Genomic DNA, 18,383 nt, shown 5'->3' on the forward strand with positions numbered 1-18,383 from the left:
CCGCATTCATGGCTTGGCCCCCGCGTCACTGGCCGCCTGGCCGCTTTCCTTGAGCGCCTTGGTGACTTCGGGCGGCATGTATTTCTCATCGTGCTTGGCCAGCACTTCATCCGCGACCACCACGCCGTCGGCATTGAGCTTGCCAAGGGCGACGATGCCCTGCCCTTCGCGGAACAGGTCGGGGAGAATGCCGCGATAGGTGATCGGTACGGACTTGGTGTAGTCGGTGACCACGAAGCGCACGTCCAGCGAGTCGGCCGAGCGCTGCACCGAGCCTTTCTCGACCATGCCGCCGGCGCGAATGCGGGTATCCAGCGGCGCTTCGCCATTGGCGATCTGCGTCGGGGTGTAGAACAGGTTGATGTTCTGTTGCAGGGCGCTCAGGGCGAAGCCCACGGCCACGCCGACACCGACCAGCAGGCCGAGGATGAGGAACAGGCGTTTCTTGCGCTGCGGATTCACGGTTTGCTCTCCCGGCGCAGACGGCGCGCCTCTTCTTGCAGGTAGCGACGGCGGGCCAGCAGTGGCGCGGCGACATTGAGCGCCAGCACCGCCAGGCAGATGCCGTAGGCCGACCAGACGTACAGGCCATGGTGGCCCATGGCGAGGAAATCACTGAAGGAGGCGAAGCTCATCGTGCTGTCTCCCGACCCAGGCTGTTCATCACTTCATCCCTGACCCAACTGGCACGCGCCTCGCGCTTGAGCACTTCGAGGCGCATGCGCAGCAGCAGCACGGCCCCAAAGAAGCAATAGAAACCCAGCGCCGTGAGCAGCAGCGGCAGCCACATCTCCACCGGCATGGCGGGTTTTTCAGTGAGGGTGAAGGTGGCGCCCTGGTGCAGGGTGTTCCACCACTCCACCGAGTACTTGATGATCGGGATGTTCACCACCCCGACGATGGCCAGCACTGCGCAGGCCTTGGCTGCGCTGTCGCGGTTGCTGATGGCCTGGCCCAGGGCGATGATGCCGAAGTACAGGAACAGCAGGATGAGCATGGAGGTCAGGCGCGCATCCCAGACCCACCAGCTGCCCCAGGTGGGCTTGCCCCAGATCGCGCCAGTGACCAGCGCCACCGCGGTCATCCAGGCACCAATCGGTGCCGCGCACTGCAAGGCGACATCGGCCAGCTTCATCTTCCATACCAGCCCCACCACCCCGGCCACCGCCAGCAGCACATAGCAGGACTGCGCCAGCATCGCCGCCGGGACGTGGATATAGATGATGCGGAAGCTGTCGCCTTGCTGGTAGTCCTGGGGGGCGAAGGCCAGGCCCCAGGTGATGCCCACCAGCAGCAGCAGGATGGCGGCGACGGTCAGCCACGGCAGCATGCGGCCGCTGATGGCATAGAACCATTTGGGAGAGCCCAGCTTGTGGAACCACGTCCAACTCATTTTCATCAGGGTACATCCAGGGTGTTGCCCAGGCTGCGGTGCCCGGGACTCGTTATTCGCCGACGCTGATCTTCAGGCCGGCCGCGATCGCAAAGGGTGCCAATGTCACAGCCAAGGCAGTCAGGCTGGCGAGCCAGAGCAGATGACCGGTCGCCGGCATATTCTGCAACGCGGCCTGCAACGCGCCACTGCCCAGGATCAATACAGGGATATACAACGGCAGAATCAGCAGCGCCAGCAGCAAACCGCCGCGCTTGAGACCGACTGTCAGCGCGGCGCCCACCGCGCCCAGCAAGCTCAGCACCGGCGTGCCCAGCAGCAGCGAAGCCAGCAGGACCGGCAGGCAGCTGGCGGGCAGGCCGAGCATCAGCGCCAGCAATGGCGCCAACAATACCAGCGCCAGACCGGAAAAGATCCAGTGTGCCAGTACCTTGGCCAGCACCAGCATGGCCAGTGGGTGCGGTGACAGCACCCACTGCTCCAGCGAGCCATCCTCGAAATCGCTGCGAAACAGCCCGTCCAGCGACAGCAGCACGGCCAGCAATGCCGCGACCCAGACCAGTCCTGGAGACAAGGTTTGCAACAATTGCGTCTCGGGACCGACCGCCAGCGGGAACAAAGCGACGACGATGGCGAAGAACACCAGCGGATTGGCCAGTTCCGCCGGACGGCGGAACAGCAGGCGCGCCTCGCGGCGCAGCAGAAGAAGGAATACGCTCATGCCGCCCACTGCCCCAGGTTCAGTTCGCGGTAGCCGGACGGCTTGCGCTCGAGGGTGTGGTGGGTGGTCAGCACCACGGTGCCACCCTGCTCGCAATGCGCCGCCAGGTGCGTCTCGAGTTGCGCCACACCCTGTTTGTCGAGGGCGGTGAAGGGCTCGTCGAGAATCCACAGCGGTGGGCTGTCCAGGTGCAGGCGGGCCAGGGCGACACGCCGTTGCTGGCCGGCGGAGAGGGTATGACAAGGCACATCTTCGAAACCACGCAGGCCGACAGCCTCCAGGGCGCGCCAGATGGCCTCGGGGCTGGCCGGCTGGTGCAGGGCGCACAGCCAGGCGAGGTTCTCCTCGGCGGTAAGCAGGTCCTTGATGCCCGCGGCGTGCCCGATCCAAAGCAGGATGCTGGCCAGCGCATGACGCTGTTCGGCCAGCGGCTGGCCATTGAACAGGATGCGCCCGGCGGTCGGCTGCATCAGCCCGGCCAGCAAACGCAGCAAACTGGTCTTGCCACTGCCGTTGGGGCCGGCGATCTGCAGCATGTCGCCGGGGCGCAGCTCGAAGTCCAGGTGCTCGAACAACAGTCGCCAGTCGCGCTCGCAGGCCAGGCCCACGGCTTGGAGGTGAAGGGTCACGGTTATGCCTTATGCGATTGGGTTCATATCCGGTGTCGCCTGCCTCGCGGGCGACACCGATCATGAACCTTGTGTCTCAAGTGCCCCTGCTCGCTGCCGTTATACTGGCAGTGGCAGGCGGCGGGCATTATTACATGCACTGCTCCGCTGCCAAGAGGGCTGGTCCGACAGGTTGTATACAATCATGACTGAAATCAATAGTCTCGGCGCACAAACTGCGCTAGCCCCCCAGGCGACCAAGGCCGCGATGACTGGCGAGCTGCTGCGCCTGCTGCAACCACAGCCTGGTTTGCTAGCTCCAGGCGAGACAGCGCGCGCCGAAGTCATGTCGATGCGCCAGGTCGGTGCGGACTTCCAGATGTTGCTGCGCCTCACCCAGGCCAACGGCACCCAGACCCAGTTGCAGGCCAGCACCGGCCAGCCCCTGCCCCCGGGCAGCCAGATCACGGTCAGCCAGACCGAGAGCAACCGCCTGGCGGTCATGGTGCAACAGGTCAATGCCAACAACATCGCCACCCTCACCCGCCTTGATACCCACCAGGTCCCGGTCGGCACACTGCTGCAGGGCAAGGTCCTGACCAGCCAGGCACTGCCACAGAATGCAGGCGAGATCGCCACCTTCCGCTCGCTGGTGAGCCTGCTCAACAGTAGCCAGGCGGGCGCCACCCTGGCCATCGACAGCCCACGTCCGCTGCCTGTCGGCAGCCTGCTGAGCGCGCTGGTGCAAGGTGACCAGTCATTGCGTTTCGTCCCCCTCAGTGGCCGTCAGGATCAATTGGCCATCGCCCAGCAACTGTTGACCCAGCAGGGCCGGCAAGCCTCACTGCCAAGCCTGCTCAACGCCCTGCAGCAGATCGCCACCTCGGGCGATGCCGGAACGCAGCTGCGCGCCAGTGCCGAGCGCCTGCTGGCCGGCTTGCCCGATGCCCGCCAGCTGGGCGATGCGAAAAACCTCGCCCAGGCCCTGAACAACAGTGGCGCCTTCCTCGAGGCCAAGCTGCTTGGTGGCCAGGCAAGCGGCGTGACACCGGACCTGAAGACGCAATTGGTCAGGTTGGTCGCGCAGTTGACCAACCCGACCACGGGCCAATCGCTGCCCCCCGCACTGACCAGCACCCTGGCCCAGGCGCTGCCCGGCTTCGCCCGAAGCGCCCTGGGCATGCTTGGCCAGGTGACCCCACGCCAGCTGCCTGGCGCCTTCCCCCTGCCCTCGCGCCTGTTGCAGAGCCTGGAAAACGAAGGCGACCTGCAGCAGTTGCTGCGCCTGGCCGCCGCCGCTGTCTCGCGCCTGCAAAGCCATGCGCTGTCCAGCCTGCAGCAATCCGGCCCGCTGGAGAACGGCAACCAGCAGACCACCTGGCAATCCGAAATCCCCATCCGCCACGGCCAGGAATTCATTCCGCTGCAGGTCAAGCTGCAGCGCGAGGAAACGCCGGAGCAGCAAGCGGATCGCGAACGTGAGGGGCGTGACCCGCTGGAGGCCATGTGGCGTATCGAACTGGCCTTCGACCTGTCACCGCTAGGCCCGCTGCAGGTCCAGGCGCAACTGCTGCAAGGACGGCTGTCGGGACAACTGTGGGCAGAGCAGGAGCAGACCGCACGCCTCATCGACAGCCAGCTCGGCACGCTGCGCGAACGCCTGCTGGCCCGCGGCCTGGATGTCGGCGACCTGGAGTGCCACCCTGGCACACCTCCGCAAGGCCCGCACACACGCCTTGAACAACGCTGGGTGGATGAGACCGCATGAAACACAAGCAACCCCGCCAGGCCATCGCCCTGAGCTATGACGGCCAGCAGGCGCCGACCCTGAGCGCCAAGGGTGACGACGAACTGGCCGAAGCCATCCTCGCCCTGGCCCGCGAACATGAAGTGCCGATCTACGAGAACGCCGAGCTGGTGCGCCTGCTGGCGCGGCTGGAATTGGGCGAACAGATCCCCGAGGCGCTGTACCTGACTATCGCCGAGATCATTGCCTTCGCCTGGCAACTGCGTGGCAAAGTGCCCGTAGGTTTCAGCGACGAGCCCGCCGCCGAGCGCGATATCACTCCCCACCTGCCAGGCCTTCCTTACTGCCCTTGATCGCGGGTGGTAACCCGTTGCCGCTCACGCGCAGGCGGCATCAATCAGGATGGCGACTCATTTCCAACCTGGGTCACCACCATGAAAACTCGTTACGTCAGTCATGCCGGTGTGCGCTATGTCAGCGACCACCTCAAGGACTTCCCTCGCCCCGACCGCGCCGCCGCCACGGCCATCCGCAACTGGGCCGCTCGGCGCGGGCAAACCCTCGACCCCGACCGTACCGATGTGGTCGTGCTGCACCATCAATGGCGCCACGGTGTTGGCGAGGTTGGGAGGGTGGTACAGAAGATGACGCTGACCCAGGCGGTGCTGGCCAACTGGCAGGGCGAGTCGAGCAACAACCTCCTCGGCGCAGCCTTCGGCAGGCCCTGGGCCGGGAGTTTTCCGGACAGCCAGCGCATCACCCTGGTCGACCGGCTCACCCCGCCGAACCCGCTGCCCAACGCTAGCGCCTACGGCATCTACAACGGCCTTTTCCGCCAGACCGAACCCAGCGAGTACAGCGCCCGTACGCATGTAGCGCTCGCAGCGGAAGACTTCCAGCAGTTCATCTGGGACCTCGACTTCCACAGTACCTACAAGACCATGCTGGATACCTACTGGCGCCGCCGCGCCAGCAGTCACCGCCTGGCAGCGAAGATCGCCTTCATCACCGCCTGCAACCGCCAGGTCGCCGAAGGCAGCCTCGACGACCCGGCGCGCCGCCTCGCCTGGCGCGCGGCGGGGCTGGAGCAGGCGCCCGCACCGTTACACCTGCGCTTTCTCAACATCTATGGCTATGTCGCCACCGACCTGCTGCAGATCAGCGACCCGGCAAGCGGCCTGACCCTGCTCTACATCCCAGGCAACGCCGCGCCGCTGCATACGTTCGCCAGCCCCAGCGCGCTGCAGGACTGGGTCGCCAGCCTGTGCCGCAAGCCCGACACCCGTGCCGCCCTGCAACAGCACTTCGCCTTGGCCGACCTGCCCGACGGCCTCGACTTCAGCGGCCTGGCCACCGCGCTGGACGGTCTCGCCGTGTACCCCGCCCTCAACCACCTGTCCAGCAACCGTCCAGGCTTCACCGCTGAAGGCGTTTGGCATCCACACACCTATGTCAACTACAAACCCGACCAATACAGCCCGCTGATCGAGGGCGACCTGTTCCTGGCCCTGACCCGGCAGCAACGCAAACGCAGCTACGAGGATGCCGACTACCGCATCACCAGTAACGGTGAAGTGAGCAAAGCCCGCTGGCGGGGCTACCTGAACGCGGCGGTCAACCTGCTCGCTCCGCTGGCCATCGTGGTGCCAGAACTGGCGCCGATCTTCGCCCTGGGCGGCATCGCCCAGTTCGGCCTGGGCCTGGACCAAGCGATCAATGCTCATGGCCAGGAGGAACGCGCCGAGGGCGTGGGCAACGCCACCTTCGGCCTGCTCAATGCCCTGCCGCTGGTGCACGCTGGCCTGACCCGCGACGTAGCGCCATACCGAGTCAGGAACGAGGGTTTCATCGCGCCACAGGAGGTCAATGGTCGCTTGGGATACCCACTGAGCCCAGTCTCACCACCGCACTTGCCGGTCGACGAGGTCGCGCCTTACTTTCATATCCCCGAAGCCATTCCAGCAATCCCGGGTGCCGATGCAGCCACCTACGCAGCCATCGACCGGGTACCCCGCTACGACGGGACGCCTGACCTGCTGGCCGCCTCCGTGGGTGGGTACAACGCAGAGATGGTCTACGACCTGGAGAGTGACAGCTTTATCTTCGAAGGCGACCTCAACGAAGTCGACCCAATTCATTACACCCCCCAGGCTGGCAGCCGCGACCTGCTACCGGTGAATCTGCGCAACCGGGTCGTCACCGACCCGATGCGCATGGCCACCCTGCGCGCACTCGGCGTGGACCTGCACCTGCCGGTGGCGATACCCGATGCGCCAACCACCGGCATCCAGCCAATTCCACGGCAGTTCCTTGGTCTCTGGATCGGCGACAAGATCATCGACGCGCCATTGCTGACCAATCTGGGCAACAACGCCGAACGCTTGAATGAAACTGCCTACAACCTGCGCCTTTACCTGTCCAAGGCCAACGCTGGCCCCTACGCCGAAAACCTGCGCCTGCTGGGAATACATGCACCCGGCATCCAGGTGCTGCCCCTGGAAGAACAACCATGGTTCATCAGTTTTCGAGATGGGCCCTACCATGCCCAGTACCAAGCCGCGATAGCCGGTGGCAACTTCTCGTCAGCCTCGGATGTGCTGCGTTATCCAATGCTGCACAGTGAAGGCGGCATCTACATGGACGTCGACGACAGCTTGCTGGCCGTGGGTGAACATCCCTATGTCGCCGCCGGTCAACCGCTCGGCAACCCAGGCGAAGCCATCGAGCAAGTCGAGCTAAGCACCAGCGACGACGGGCTGCTGCTGTTCCCACCGATGTCCAATGAAAAGCTCGGCATGAACTGGCAGTTCAATACCAGCGTGATCGGCAGCCACGCCGGCAACCCGACATTGCGGGCGATCAGCGAGGAAATGCGCAGCCGTTACCTGGCCGAACCAGGTTTCTATGACAGCCGGCCCAGCCTGCGCCAGGACCCGCAGGGCTTCTATCGCTATGCCGCCAATCTCAACCGCCTGACCGGTCCCGGGCTGCTCACCGACGTGGTCGACCAGCACCTGCCGACGCTCAAGCTCCTGCGGCAGATCACCAACCTGTACCAGATGCCCCGCATCAACGCCGGCGTGTATGTGGACCTGGACCGCTTTCAGGCGGTCTCGCGGCATTTGCTGCCGTTCAACCGCTTGGTGCGCGTGGGAAACAATCACTCATGGGCCAAGCCTTGAACCACAGGGCCTGACACGCCCACCGAGCCCGTAGGAGCCAGCTTGCTGGCGAACCAAGCACCGCAGTACCTGGCACCGGCTGCGCCAGTGTTCGCCGGCAACGCCGGCTCCTACAACAATCTTTCAGCGGCCAAGGACTGCACGACTCAAGGTAGTAAGCATGTACAACAGGTCGAGCCATGGCCTTCGCTACCGTGGGGTCTCTATTTCGCCACAACGATAGACTCTCCATGACATCCACCTTCGTAAACGCTGCGGGCAAACAGTTCGTACGCGACCACCTTAAACACATCCCGCAGCCCTATGAGCAAGCCTCCATCGCCATGCGTGAATGGCTGCAGGAACAAGGTCATGACTTCGACCCGGATCAGACAGACGTAGTCACCCTGCGCTACTTTGGCAATCAGGCAGTCATCGACCAGCGTCTTTCACTCACCCAGGCGTTGCTCTCGGACTGGCAAGGTGAAAGTGAGGTCCTGGTCGGGATTTTCACTGGCCACTGGGTGGGCCGCTTTCCACAGGGACCACTCACCCTTGTTGATCGCCTCCCTGATATCGGGGCGATTAACGGCGCCCTCACCTTCAGCACTTTCAACGGACTTTTCCGCAGGACCACCCCGCCTCGCTACGACAGCACCACGCTCTTGTCGGTGGATGTCGAGGCCATGCAGAAATACATCTCTCACCTGAATTTCCACACCCTCTTCGTCTCGCAGCTGGACGCTTACTGGCAACAGGGTACGAACACCCATGCCCAGTCTTTGCAAATAAGCTACCTCGCCGCCTGCAACAAACAGGTCGAGGAAGGTTCATTGAGCGACGCTGGCCGGCAGATGGCCTGGCAAGCCGCTGGGATCATGGACAAGGTCGATGACCTGCAGGTCAGGCCCTTGAACGTTTATGGCTACGCGGCCACCGACCTGATCTACATCAAACGCCCAGCACAGCCGCAGGTGCTGCTGTACCTGCCAGGCAACGCTTCGCCCTTCCACGAGTTCGACACCCTGTCGGCAATGAAGGACTGGTTCGCGCAACAGTGTCGCGACAGCGCAAAGCGTCAGAGGCTGCTCCAATATTTCAAAATGTCCGACGCCCCCGACGGGTTCAATTTCAGTGGGCTGGAGACCGCCCTCCACGGCCTTGCCGCCTACCCACAGCGCTACGAACGAGGCTATGAATCCGGCTTTACCTACGACGGCTACTGGCCCGCTGGCGAATACGTCAACTACAAGTCCGACCATTACAGCCCTGCGCTCGAAGGTGACCTGTTCACCGCCATTACTGCGCGACAACGAAAACACAGCTATGACGATGCGCATTTTTCCATCACCACCAATGCACAAGTGTCCAAGGCACGCTGGCGCGGCTACCTGGTGACCACGCTCAATCTGGTGGCGCCCCTGGCCCTGGTGGTTCCCGAGCTGATTCCACTGCTCGCCGTCGGCGGTATCGCGCAGCTTGGCCTGGGCATCGACCAGATCGTCAACGGCAAGACCGCCCAGGATAAGTCCGATGGCGGGGAAAACGTCCTGTTCGGTCTGTTGAATGCCGCCCCCTTGACCGTCTTGGCTGCCGATCGCGTGCAAACGTTCTTCACTGGAAACAGCCTGGAATTCGTCGCCCCCCATCGCGTTAACGATCAGATTGGCTACCCCCTGAGCCCCGTGGGTGCATCTCGTTTACCCCAACTTGACGAAGCGGTGGCAGGCGCTTTCTCCCCAAACGTACCGGTAGCGCTTCCGGAAGATAGCTATTTAGCCGATCACATCACCCGGTTCCTTGATAGTAAAGGCATTAACCAGATGACGGCTGTCATAGAGGAAAAACCGGTCGACATAGTGTATGACAGTGAACACGATGCCTTCATGGTTAAACCCGTTGCAGGAAGCCACGCAGCACCGACCTATTATCGAGTAGAAAACCCAGAAGACGGTTGGGTGGCCATCGATGCTCCATCACCGGCCACAGATGAAATGCGTATGCGCACATTGCGAGCGCTGGGTGTGGACCTGCAGCTGCCGATCAAGATCCCCCCGTTGGAAACCAGCAAATTAGCCAATCTCCCGAAGAAAATTTTCAGCATCTGGATCGGCGACAACCCCATCCCCTCGGATCAACTGGAAACACTCAGAAGCAACGTCCAAAAACTATCGACCTCCGACAGTAAATTCACTTACCAGGTTTACCTGTCAAACAAAAATCCCGCTGCGTACGCGGCGCAACAGGAACAGCTTAGAGGGTTTCCCCCGCCATTGAAGGTGGAAACACTGGAAGATCAAATCTGGTACAACGAGGTTGAACAACCTCATTTCTTCGACCACTACAGCAAGGCACTTGACAACAAACACTACGCCATGGCCAGCAATGTACTCCGCTATCCAATTCTCAATCAGGAGGGCGGATTCTATATGGACATTGACGACACCTTACTAACCGACACCACATCCAACGACAACATAGCCCTCATCGCAAAACACAACATCCGGGCCCCCGAAGAAGGGCTGGTACTGAAGCGCCCCGTAAACTTCGAACCCCTGAACTTGCATTGCGACTATGCCAATACCCCTATCGGCAGCCATGCCAATAACGATGTGCTAACGCAAATCTCTGATTTGATGCGCGACCGCTACCTCGAAAACGAAGAGTTATATGACACTCTTCCACCGCAAAAAACCGATCCCGGGTTCAAGGAATACGCCTTGAAAACGAACACAATGGATGGGCCTCGCTTGCTCAATGATGTAATCAAGAATGCGGATAAATTGGCGGACAACAGCCTGTACAGACTGTACATCGGGCAGCAGTTAAAAAAACTGGAAGTACTCCCCCAGAAAAGTCCAATTTTTCTCCTGAGGGATTCACTTTCCGACGCTATAGGCATCGAGGCACAAGAGTGGGCATTGGATCAGTTCATAAAGGTCGGCAACCTTCATTCCTGGATCCAACCCTGACAAAAGCCGGGCAGAATGCCCGGCATATCACTCACCGCGGTGCAGCTTGCTCATCAGCTGCGCCTCGGCCTGGGTCAGGCCGCAGGTCTGGGTGAGCTCTTCGACGCTCGCGCCCATCCCCACCAGCTTGGCCGCCTGGGTGAAGGTGACGCTGTTGGGATCGCGCTGCTCCAGTTGCTGGAGCTTCTCGGGCAACGGCGCCACCACCGCGCGCAACTCGTGGATGGCCTCACCCATGCGCACGGTACCGTTCTGGTAATCGTCCAGGCGCTTGCCCAGGTCCTTGATGCGCTGGTCGCGCAGGGCGTCGCCCTGGGCCTGCTGGGCCGCCAGCTCGCGCTGGCGCTTGCTGTAGTTGAGGAAGAACCACAGGCTCAGCGCCCAGAGCAGCGCCAGGAAGATGACAGCAACCTCGAAGATCAACTCAGATGTTCTCCAGCTCGGACCACTCTTCCTCGGTCATCATCTTGTCCAGTTCGACCAGGATCAGCAGTTCGCCGTTCTTGTTGCACACGCCCTGGATGAACTTGGCCGACTCTTCGTTGCCGACGTTCGGCGCGGTCTCGATCTCCGACTGACGCAGGTAGACCACTTCAGCGACGCTGTCGACGAGGATGCCGACCACCTGCTTGTCCGCCTCGATGATGACGATTCGGGTGTTGTCGGTGACTTCGGTGGGCATCAGGCCGAAACGCTGGCGGGTGTCGATCACCGTCACCACGTTGCCGCGCAGGTTGATGATGCCCAGCACGTAGCTGGGGGCGCCCGGAACCGGGGCGATCTCGGTGTAGCGCAGGACTTCCTGCACCTGCATGACATTGATGCCGTAGGACTCGTTGTCCAGACGGAAGGTTACCCACTGCAGGATCGGATCTTCGGAACCTTGTGCAGACGACTTTTTCATTCCCCTAGCCCTCTAAACCCGCCATCGGCGGTGTGCTCTGTATTGCCGCGGCAGTAGCGGCGTTGATTCAGTTGTGTTTGGTGTTCATCTGCTTGACGGCGCCGCTGGCGATCAGCTCGGCCAGCGCGGCGACATCCAGCAGCGCGCACATGTGCTCGATCACCGTGCCGGCCAGCCAAGGGCGCTGCCCACGCTGGCTGCGCCACTTGATCTCGTTCGGGTCCAGGCGCAGGGAGCGGCTGACCTGGTGCACGGCCAGCCCCCATTCGTAGCCCTGGACGGAAATCACGTATTGCAGGCCCTGGCGAAAATCATCGCGGTAACGGTCGGGCATGACCCAGCGCGCGGTATCCAGCACCTTCAGGTTGCCAGCCTGGCAGCTGAGGATGCCAAGGAACCAGTCCGGCTGGCCGAACAATGGCGTCAGTTCCTGGCCGGCCAGGCTGTAGATCGAGCCCAGGCACACCAGTGGCACCGCCAGGGTGAGCCCGGCCACATCGAACAGCAGGCATTCGAACGGCTCGGCCGCCCAGTCCGGCCGACCATCGACCGTGGCGGGCGGCACCGGTGCCGCTGGCGCAGGCAAGTGGACATCGACCAGCGGCGCGACTGGCTCGGCGACCTGCACTTCGGTCAGGACTGGGATGCTGGCCTCGGCCACTACCTCAGTGTCGACCACACTGACGACCGGCTCAGGCACTGGCTGCACCGGTGGCAGTACGGTAGGCAGCACCTTGGCCTGGGGCTCGGCGAACGGCCGTGCCGCCACCGGCGCCGGGCTGGCGTGGCGCTGGGCGTCCAGGGCCTGCTCCTCGCGGACTGCGGCCTCGAACTCGTCGCTGGGCGCCTCTTCCACGTCGCCTGCCTCGTCCGCCGTCACTGTCTCAGGCAATTCGGGCAGGTCGAGGGTCTCGGTGGCTTCCTGCAACAGGCCATCGAGGTAGGATTGCAGCGCCAGTTGCGGCTTGCTGGTGATGCGCGGTGCCGAGTTCATCAAGCCACCTGCAGCGCGGAACGGTAAGTGAGCAGATGCTTGAGCAGCGCCCGATAGGCGACCACTCCACGGCTCTTGCCGTCGAACTGCGACGGCGTGACACCGTTGCGGCTGGCGTCACGCAGGCGTGTATCAACCGGGATGTAGCCCTGCCAGACCTGGTCGCCATAGGTGTCGCGCAGCACCTTGAGGGTGCCCAGCGAGGCCTGGGTGCGACGGTCGAACAGGGTCGGGACGATCTGGTACGGCAAGGCCTGCTTGCGCGAGCGGTTGACCATGGCCAATGTGCCGACCATGCGCTCCAGGCCCTTGACCGCGAGAAACTCGGTCTGCACCGGGATCACCAGTTGCTGGCTGGCGGCCAGGGCGTTGACCATCAGCACGCCCAGCAAGGGCGGGCTGTCGATCAGGGCGAAGTCGAAATCCTGCCACAGCTGCGCCAGACTCTTGGCGATCACCAGGCCCAGGCCACTCTGGCCCGGCGACTGGCGCTCCAGCACGGCCAGCGCCGTGCTCGACGGCAGCAGCGAGATGCGCTCGTCGCTGGTGGGCAGCAGCAGCTGGCCCGGCAGGCCCTCGGGCACCGTGCCCTTGTGCAGGAACAGGTCGTAGCAGCTGTGCTCGAGCGCGTCGGGGTTGTGCCCGAAGTAGCTGGTCATCGAACCGTGCGGGTCGAGGTCGACGACGACCACGCGCTTGCCCGCCTCGGCCAGCAGGCCAGCGAGGGCGATGGTGGTGGTGGTCTTGCCGACGCCACCCTTTTGATTGGCTACTGCCCAGACTCTCATCGTGCGTTGCTTCCTCCCGGTATGGCCGACAGCCTTGCCGGGAACGGTGTGAAATTCAATGACGGGGTTTTGACGGATTCAGCCCCCGGTCGACGGTGCTGGCGTGGCAGGTGCACTTTGTGTGCCAGCCCGGTGCATGGCGGCATCGGGGGTGGCGTTGGCACTGCCGCTGCCGGTCAGGCTGCGGCGCACTTCGAGGTTGCGCGAGATCACCAGCACCACGCGGCGGTTGCGCGCGCGACCGTCGGCCGTGTCGTTGCCAGCCACCGGCTGGTACTCGCCGTAGCCCACCGAGGCCATGCGCGCCGGGTTGACTCCTTCCATCGCCAGCAGGCGAACGATACTCGCCGCCCGCGCCGACGACAGCTCCCAGTTGGTCGGGTACTGCGCGGTACGGATCGGCAGGTTGTCGGTGAAGCCCTCGACGTGCACCGGGTTGGCGAACGGCTTGAGGATCTTCGCCACCTTCTCGATGATCTCGAAGGCCACGTCGCTGGGCATGGCGTCTGCGCTGGCGAACAGCAGCGAGGAGTTGAGTTCGATCTCCACCCACAGCTCGTTGCCGCGCACGGTCATCTGGTTGGACTTGATCAGGTCGCCGAAGGCGTCGCGCACATCGTCGGTGATGGTCTTCAGCGGGTCGACGCTGGTTTGCGCCAAACCCGCGTCGGTCTGCTCGCTGTCCTTGATCAGCGGCTCGGCCGGCTTGACGCTCAGCGGCCGCTCATCGCCGATGGGGATGGGCTTCATGCTGCGCTCAGGGTCGTTGAAGACCCCGATCAGCGCCTGGGAGATCTGCTTGTACTTGCCCTCGTTGATCGACGAAATCGAGTACATGACCACGAAGAAGGCGAACAGCAAGGTAATGAAGTCGGCGTACGACACCAGCCAGCGCTCGTGATTCTCGTGTTCTTCGGCTTTACGACGGCGGGCCATGGCTTACTCCATGAAACCTTGCAGTTTCAGCTCGATCGAGCGCGGGTTTTCGCCTTCGGCGATCGACAGCAGGCCTTCGAGCAGCATTTCGCGATAACGCGACTGACGCAGGGTGACCGCCTTGAGCTTGTTGGCGATCGGCAACAGGATCAGGTTGGCGCTGGCCACACCGTAGATGGTGGCGACGAAGGCCACGGCAATGCCGTTGCCCAGCTGCGACGGATCGGCCAGGTTGCCCATCACATGGATCAGGCCCATCACCGCGCCGATGATACCGATGGTCGGCGCATAGCCGCCCATGCTCTCGAACACCTTGGCCGCCTGGATGTCGCGCGCTTCCTGGGTCAGGAAGTCGACTTCGAGGATGCTGCGGATGGCTTCCGGTTCGGCGCCGTCCACCAGCAGTTGCAGGCCCTTGCGCGCATACGGATCGGGCTCGGCATCGGCGACGCCTTCCAGGCCCAGCAGGCCTTCCTTGCGCGCCGTCAGGCTCCAGTTCACCACCCGGTCGATGCCGCCGGCGAGGTCGACTCGTGGCGGGAAGAAGATCCAGCGCACGATCTGCAGCGCGCGCTTGAACGACGACAGCGGCGACTGCAGCAACGCCGCCGCCAGTGTGCCGCCCAGCACGATCAAGGCGGCCGGGCCGTTGATCAAGGCACCGGCATGGCCACCCTCGAGGAAGTTGCCGCCGACGATGGCGACGAACGCGAGGATCAGGCCGATCAGGCTCAAGACATCCATCAGACGCACGCCTCGACCAGGTGCTTGCCGATCTCGTCCAGGCTGTACACGGCATCGGCCAGGTTGGCCTTGACGATGGCCATGGGCATGCCATAGATCACGCAGCTGGCCTCATCCTGGGCCCACACGGTGCTACCGCCCTGCTTGAGCAGGCGCGCGCCTTCGCGGCCATCGGCGCCCATGCCGGTGAGTACCACCGACAGCACCTTGTCGCCGTAGGATTTGGCGGCGGAACCGAAGGTGATGTCGACACAAGGCTTGTAGTTCAGGCGCTCGTCACCCGGCAGGATCTTCACCGTGCCACGGCCATCGACCATCATCTGCTTGCCACCCGGGGCCAGCAGCGCCAGGCCCGGGCGCAGCACGTCGCCGTCTTCGGCTTCCTTGACGCTGATCTTGCACAGCTTGTCCAGGCGCTCGGCGAAGGCCTTGGTGAAGGCCGCCGGCATGTGCTGGATGAGCACGATCGGCGCCGGGAAACCGGCAGGCAGTTGAGTGAGCACGCGTTGCAGTGCCACCGGGCCACCGGTGGAGGTGCCAATGGCGACCAACTTGTACGGCTTGCGCTTGGGCGCCGGCGAATGCGCGGCGGCCGGTGCCGCGGCACGGGCCGGGGCGGCGGCGCGCGCTGGGGCACTGCTGCTGAAGCTGCTGGCCGGGGCATGGCTGCTGGCCGGAGCCGGCGCGGCGGCGGGCGCCGGGCTGGAATAGGCGCTGAAACGACGGTTGCTGCGCGAAATGGTGTGGACCTTCTCGCACAGCAGTTGCTTGACCTTCTCCGGGTTGCGCGAGATATCTTCGAAGTTCTTCGGCAGGTAGTCGACCGCACCGGCATCCAGGGCGTCGAGGGTGACGCGGGCGCCTTCGTGGGTCAGCGAGGAGAACATCAGCACCGGCGTCGGGCAGCGTTGCATGATGTGCCGCACTGCGGTGATGCCATCCATCATGGGCATTTCATAGTCCATGGTGATGACATCGGGCTTGAGCGCCAGCGCCTGGTCGATCGCTTCCTTGCCGTTGGTCGCGGTACCCACGACCTGGATCGTCGGGTCCGCCGAGAGAATTTCCGAGACACGGCGGCGGAAGAAACCGGAATCATCCACCACCAGGACCTTGACTGCCATAAACACTCCATTAGGTGGCGCACCCGCCAGGGCGCGCCACCGAAATCAAATACGCCGGGCGGCGTAACGCTTGAGCATGCTCGGAACGTCGAGGATCAGCGCGATACGACCGTCGCCGGTGATGGTCGCGCCGGACATGCCCGGCGTGCCCTGCAGCATCTTGCCCAGCGGCTTGATCACCACTTCTTCCTGGCCGACCAGTTGGTCGACCACGAAGCCGATGCGCTGGGTGCCGACCGACAGGATCACCACGTGACCTTCATGCTGCTCTTCGTGCTCGTGGTCCTGGACCAACCAGCGCTTGAGGTAGAACAGCGGCAGCGCCTTGTCGCGCACGATCACCACTTCCTGGCCGTCGACCACGTTGGTGCGCGACAGGTCGAGGTGGAAGATCTCGTTGACGTTGACCAGCGGGAAGGCGAACGCCTGGTTGGCCAGCATCACCATCAGCGTCGGCATGATCGCCAAGGTCAGCGGCACCTTGATGACGATCTTCGAGCCCTGGCCCTTGGCCGAGAAGATGTTGATCGAGCCGTTGAGCTGCGAAATCTTGGTCTTCACCACGTCCATGCCCACGCCACGGCCGGACACATCGGAAATCTCGGTCTTGGTCGAGAAACCCGGGGCGAAGATCAGGTTGTAGCAGTCCGACTCGCTCAGGCGGTCGGCCGCGTCCTTGTCCATCAGGCCCTTTTCCACGGCCTTGGCGCGCAAGATGCTCGGGTCCATGCCCTTGCCGTCGTCGGAGATCGACAGCAGGATATGGTCGCCTTCCTGTTCGGCGGACAACACCACCCGGCCCATGCGCGACTTGCCCGAGGCTTCGCGCTCGTCCGGCATCTCGACGCCATGGTCGACGGCGTTGCGCACCAAGTGCACCAACGGGTCGGCCAGGGCCTCGACGAGGTTCTTGTCCAGGTCGGTCTCTTCGCCGACCAGTTCCAGGTTGATCTCTTTCTTCAACTGGCGCGCCAGGTCGCGAACCAGGCGCGGGAAGCGCCCGAAGACCTTCTTGATCGGCTGCATGCGGGTCTTCATGACCGCGGTCTGCAAGTCGGCGGTGACCACGTCGAGGTTGGACACAGCCTTGGACATGGCTTCGTCGCCGCTGTTGAGCCCCAGGCGCACCAGGCGGTTACGCACCAGCACCAGTTCGCCGACCATGTTCATGATTTCGTCCAGGCGCGCGGTATCGACCCGCACGGTGGTTTCCGCTTCGCTGGCGCCGTGCTTTTCGGCAGCCGGTGCCGCGGCGGCACGGGCTGGCGCAGCCGGGGCGGCTGGCTTGGCGGCAGCCGGAGCCGGAGCCGGAGCCGGAGCCGGAGCCAGCTTGGCCACAGGCTTGGGCTCGACCTTGGCGGCCGCAGGCGCGGCAGTGGCTACGGCGGCAGGCGCCTCGCTGGCGACGGCGTCACCCGAGAACTTGCCCTTGCCATGCAACTGGTCCAGCAGCGCTTCGAATTCGTGCTCGCTGATGTCCTCGCCACCCGGCGTGGCCGATGCCGCGCTGGCCGCCGGCGCGGCGGCAGCCGGCAAGGCGTCCACGGCGAAGGTGCCCTTGCCGTGCAACTGGTCGAGCAGCGACTCGAATTCGTCGTCGGTGATTTCGTCGCTGGCAGCCGCAGCGGCAGGCGCCGCTGCGCTCGGCGCGGCATCCGCCGAGAACTGGCCCTTGCCATGCAACTGGTCGAGCAGCGATTCGAACTCGGCGTCGGTGATCTCGTCACCGCCCGCGCCGACCACTTCGCCCTGCAGTTGCTCATGGACCTCGGCTTGCGCCTTGACCGCATCGAGCGAATCGAGCAGTTGCTCGAACTCGGTGTCGGTGATGTCCGGCTCGGCTTCGGCCTGCGGGGCGGCCTCGACGACCGGCTCAGGCGCTTGCGCGCCACCGGGCTCGGCCAGGCGCGACAGCGCCGCCAACAGTTCCGGCGTGGCCGGGGTGATGTCCGAACGTTCGCGAACCTGGCTGAACATGCTGTTGACCGTGTCGAGGGCCTCGAGCACCACGTCCATCAGTTCCGCGTCGACCCGGCGCTCACCTTTGCGCAGGATGTCGAACACGTTCTCGGCGATATGGCAGCACTCCACCAGCTCGTTGAGCTGAAGGAAGCCGGCGCCCCCTTTTACAGTGTGGAAACCGCGGAAAATCGCATTGAGCAGGTCCGCGTCATCGGGCCGGCTTTCCAGCTCGACCAGTTGCTCGGACAGTAGCTCGAGGATTTCGCCGGCTTCTACCAGGAAATCCTGAAGGATTTCTTCATCGGCGCCGAAGCTCATTAAACGTGCTC

General features: G+C 63.7%; 17 protein-coding genes. 4 read left to right on the forward strand and 13 right to left on the reverse strand.

Annotated features, from left to right (window positions below; translation table 11 throughout):
• Positions 1-6 precede the first annotated feature (6 nt).
• The 5 genes from ccmE to ccmA are packed head-to-tail and all read right to left on the reverse strand — an operon-like array spanning position 7 to position 2,743.
• A complete protein-coding gene (ccmE, locus tag P5705_RS02870) occupies positions 7-462 on the reverse strand; it encodes a cytochrome c maturation protein CcmE (protein WP_240064252.1) in 456 nt (151 codons plus the stop codon).
• Positions 459-635 (reverse strand): heme exporter protein CcmD, encoded by a 177-nt coding sequence (ccmD, locus tag P5705_RS02875; RefSeq protein ID WP_011534872.1) that lies wholly within the window; start codon positions 633-635, stop codon positions 459-461. The genes ccmE and ccmD overlap by 4 nt, the downstream gene beginning before the upstream one ends.
• A complete protein-coding gene (locus tag P5705_RS02880) occupies positions 632-1,399 on the reverse strand; it encodes a heme ABC transporter permease (protein ID WP_011534873.1) in 768 nt (255 codons plus the stop codon). The genes ccmD and P5705_RS02880 overlap by 4 nt, the downstream gene beginning before the upstream one ends.
• Positions 1,400-1,445: 46 nt before the next feature.
• The gene (ccmB, locus tag P5705_RS02885) at positions 1,446-2,114 is read right to left on the reverse strand and encodes a heme exporter protein CcmB (RefSeq protein ID WP_134693825.1); all 669 of its coding nucleotides are present in this window, start codon (positions 2,112-2,114) and stop codon (positions 1,446-1,448) included.
• Entirely contained in the window at positions 2,111-2,743 is a 633-nt protein-coding gene (gene ccmA / locus P5705_RS02890) for a cytochrome c biogenesis heme-transporting ATPase CcmA (protein ID WP_277459493.1), read from the reverse strand. The genes ccmB and ccmA overlap by 4 nt, the downstream gene beginning before the upstream one ends.
• Before the next feature lie 184 nt (positions 2,744-2,927).
• Here ccmA and P5705_RS02895 point away from each other — a divergent pair, with 184 nt between their 5' ends.
• The 4 genes from P5705_RS02895 (at position 2,928) to P5705_RS02910 (ending at position 10,602) form a co-directional block, all read left to right on the forward strand.
• Positions 2,928-4,490 carry a flagellar hook-length control protein FliK gene (locus P5705_RS02895; protein ID WP_277459494.1) on the forward strand — a complete coding sequence of 521 codons (1,563 nt, stop codon included), beginning with the start codon at positions 2,928-2,930 and terminating at the stop codon, positions 4,488-4,490.
• Entirely contained in the window at positions 4,487-4,822 is a 336-nt protein-coding gene (locus P5705_RS02900) for an EscU/YscU/HrcU family type III secretion system export apparatus switch protein (RefSeq protein ID WP_277459495.1), read from the forward strand. The genes P5705_RS02895 and P5705_RS02900 overlap by 4 nt, the downstream gene beginning before the upstream one ends.
• Before the next feature lie 81 nt (positions 4,823-4,903).
• On the forward strand, positions 4,904-7,651 hold the full coding sequence (locus P5705_RS02905; RefSeq protein WP_277459496.1) for a dermonecrotic toxin domain-containing protein: 2,748 nt from the start codon (positions 4,904-4,906) through the stop codon (positions 7,649-7,651).
• Positions 7,652-7,881: 230 nt separating this feature from the next.
• Complete coding sequence (locus P5705_RS02910; protein WP_277459497.1) at positions 7,882-10,602, forward strand: dermonecrotic toxin domain-containing protein; 2,721 nt, start codon at positions 7,882-7,884, stop codon at positions 10,600-10,602.
• Between the two features lie 27 nt (positions 10,603-10,629).
• Here the strand turns inward: P5705_RS02910 and P5705_RS02915 are convergent, their stop codons facing one another.
• From P5705_RS02915 to P5705_RS02950, 8 genes are all read right to left on the reverse strand, one after another.
• Complete coding sequence (locus P5705_RS02915; RefSeq protein WP_011534879.1) at positions 10,630-11,025, reverse strand: DUF2802 domain-containing protein; 396 nt, start codon at positions 11,023-11,025, stop codon at positions 10,630-10,632.
• A gap of 1 nt (position 11,026) precedes the next feature.
• Positions 11,027-11,506, reverse strand: a complete 480-nt coding sequence (locus tag P5705_RS02920) for a chemotaxis protein CheW (RefSeq protein ID WP_003254393.1) — start codon at positions 11,504-11,506, stop codon at positions 11,027-11,029.
• Positions 11,507-11,573: 67 nt separating this feature from the next.
• Positions 11,574-12,500 (reverse strand): CheW domain-containing protein, encoded by a 927-nt coding sequence (locus P5705_RS02925; protein ID WP_277459498.1) that lies wholly within the window; start codon positions 12,498-12,500, stop codon positions 11,574-11,576.
• Entirely contained in the window at positions 12,500-13,288 is a 789-nt protein-coding gene (locus P5705_RS02930) for a ParA family protein (protein ID WP_011534882.1), read from the reverse strand. The genes P5705_RS02925 and P5705_RS02930 overlap by 1 nt, the downstream gene beginning before the upstream one ends.
• A 78-nt stretch (positions 13,289-13,366) precedes the next feature.
• The gene (gene motD / locus P5705_RS02935; protein ID WP_277459499.1) at positions 13,367-14,224 is read right to left on the reverse strand and encodes a flagellar motor protein MotD; all 858 of its coding nucleotides are present in this window, start codon (positions 14,222-14,224) and stop codon (positions 13,367-13,369) included.
• 3 nt (positions 14,225-14,227) lie between these two features.
• Positions 14,228-14,968, reverse strand: a complete 741-nt coding sequence (locus tag P5705_RS02940) for a flagellar motor protein (protein ID WP_011534884.1) — start codon at positions 14,966-14,968, stop codon at positions 14,228-14,230.
• On the reverse strand, positions 14,968-16,092 hold the full coding sequence (locus tag P5705_RS02945) for a protein-glutamate methylesterase/protein-glutamine glutaminase (RefSeq protein ID WP_277459500.1): 1,125 nt from the start codon (positions 16,090-16,092) through the stop codon (positions 14,968-14,970). The genes P5705_RS02940 and P5705_RS02945 overlap by 1 nt, the downstream gene beginning before the upstream one ends.
• 45 nt (positions 16,093-16,137) lie before the next feature.
• Positions 16,138-18,372: a chemotaxis protein CheA gene (locus tag P5705_RS02950; protein ID WP_277459501.1), complete on the reverse strand. Its 2,235-nt coding sequence runs from the start codon at positions 18,370-18,372 to the stop codon at positions 16,138-16,140.
• Positions 18,373-18,383: the final 11 nt, after the last annotated feature.

Origin of the sequence: Pseudomonas entomophila, from assembly GCF_029478665.1 — a bacterium.
Classification (GTDB): Bacteria; Pseudomonadota; Gammaproteobacteria; order Pseudomonadales; family Pseudomonadaceae; genus Aquipseudomonas; species Aquipseudomonas entomophila_F.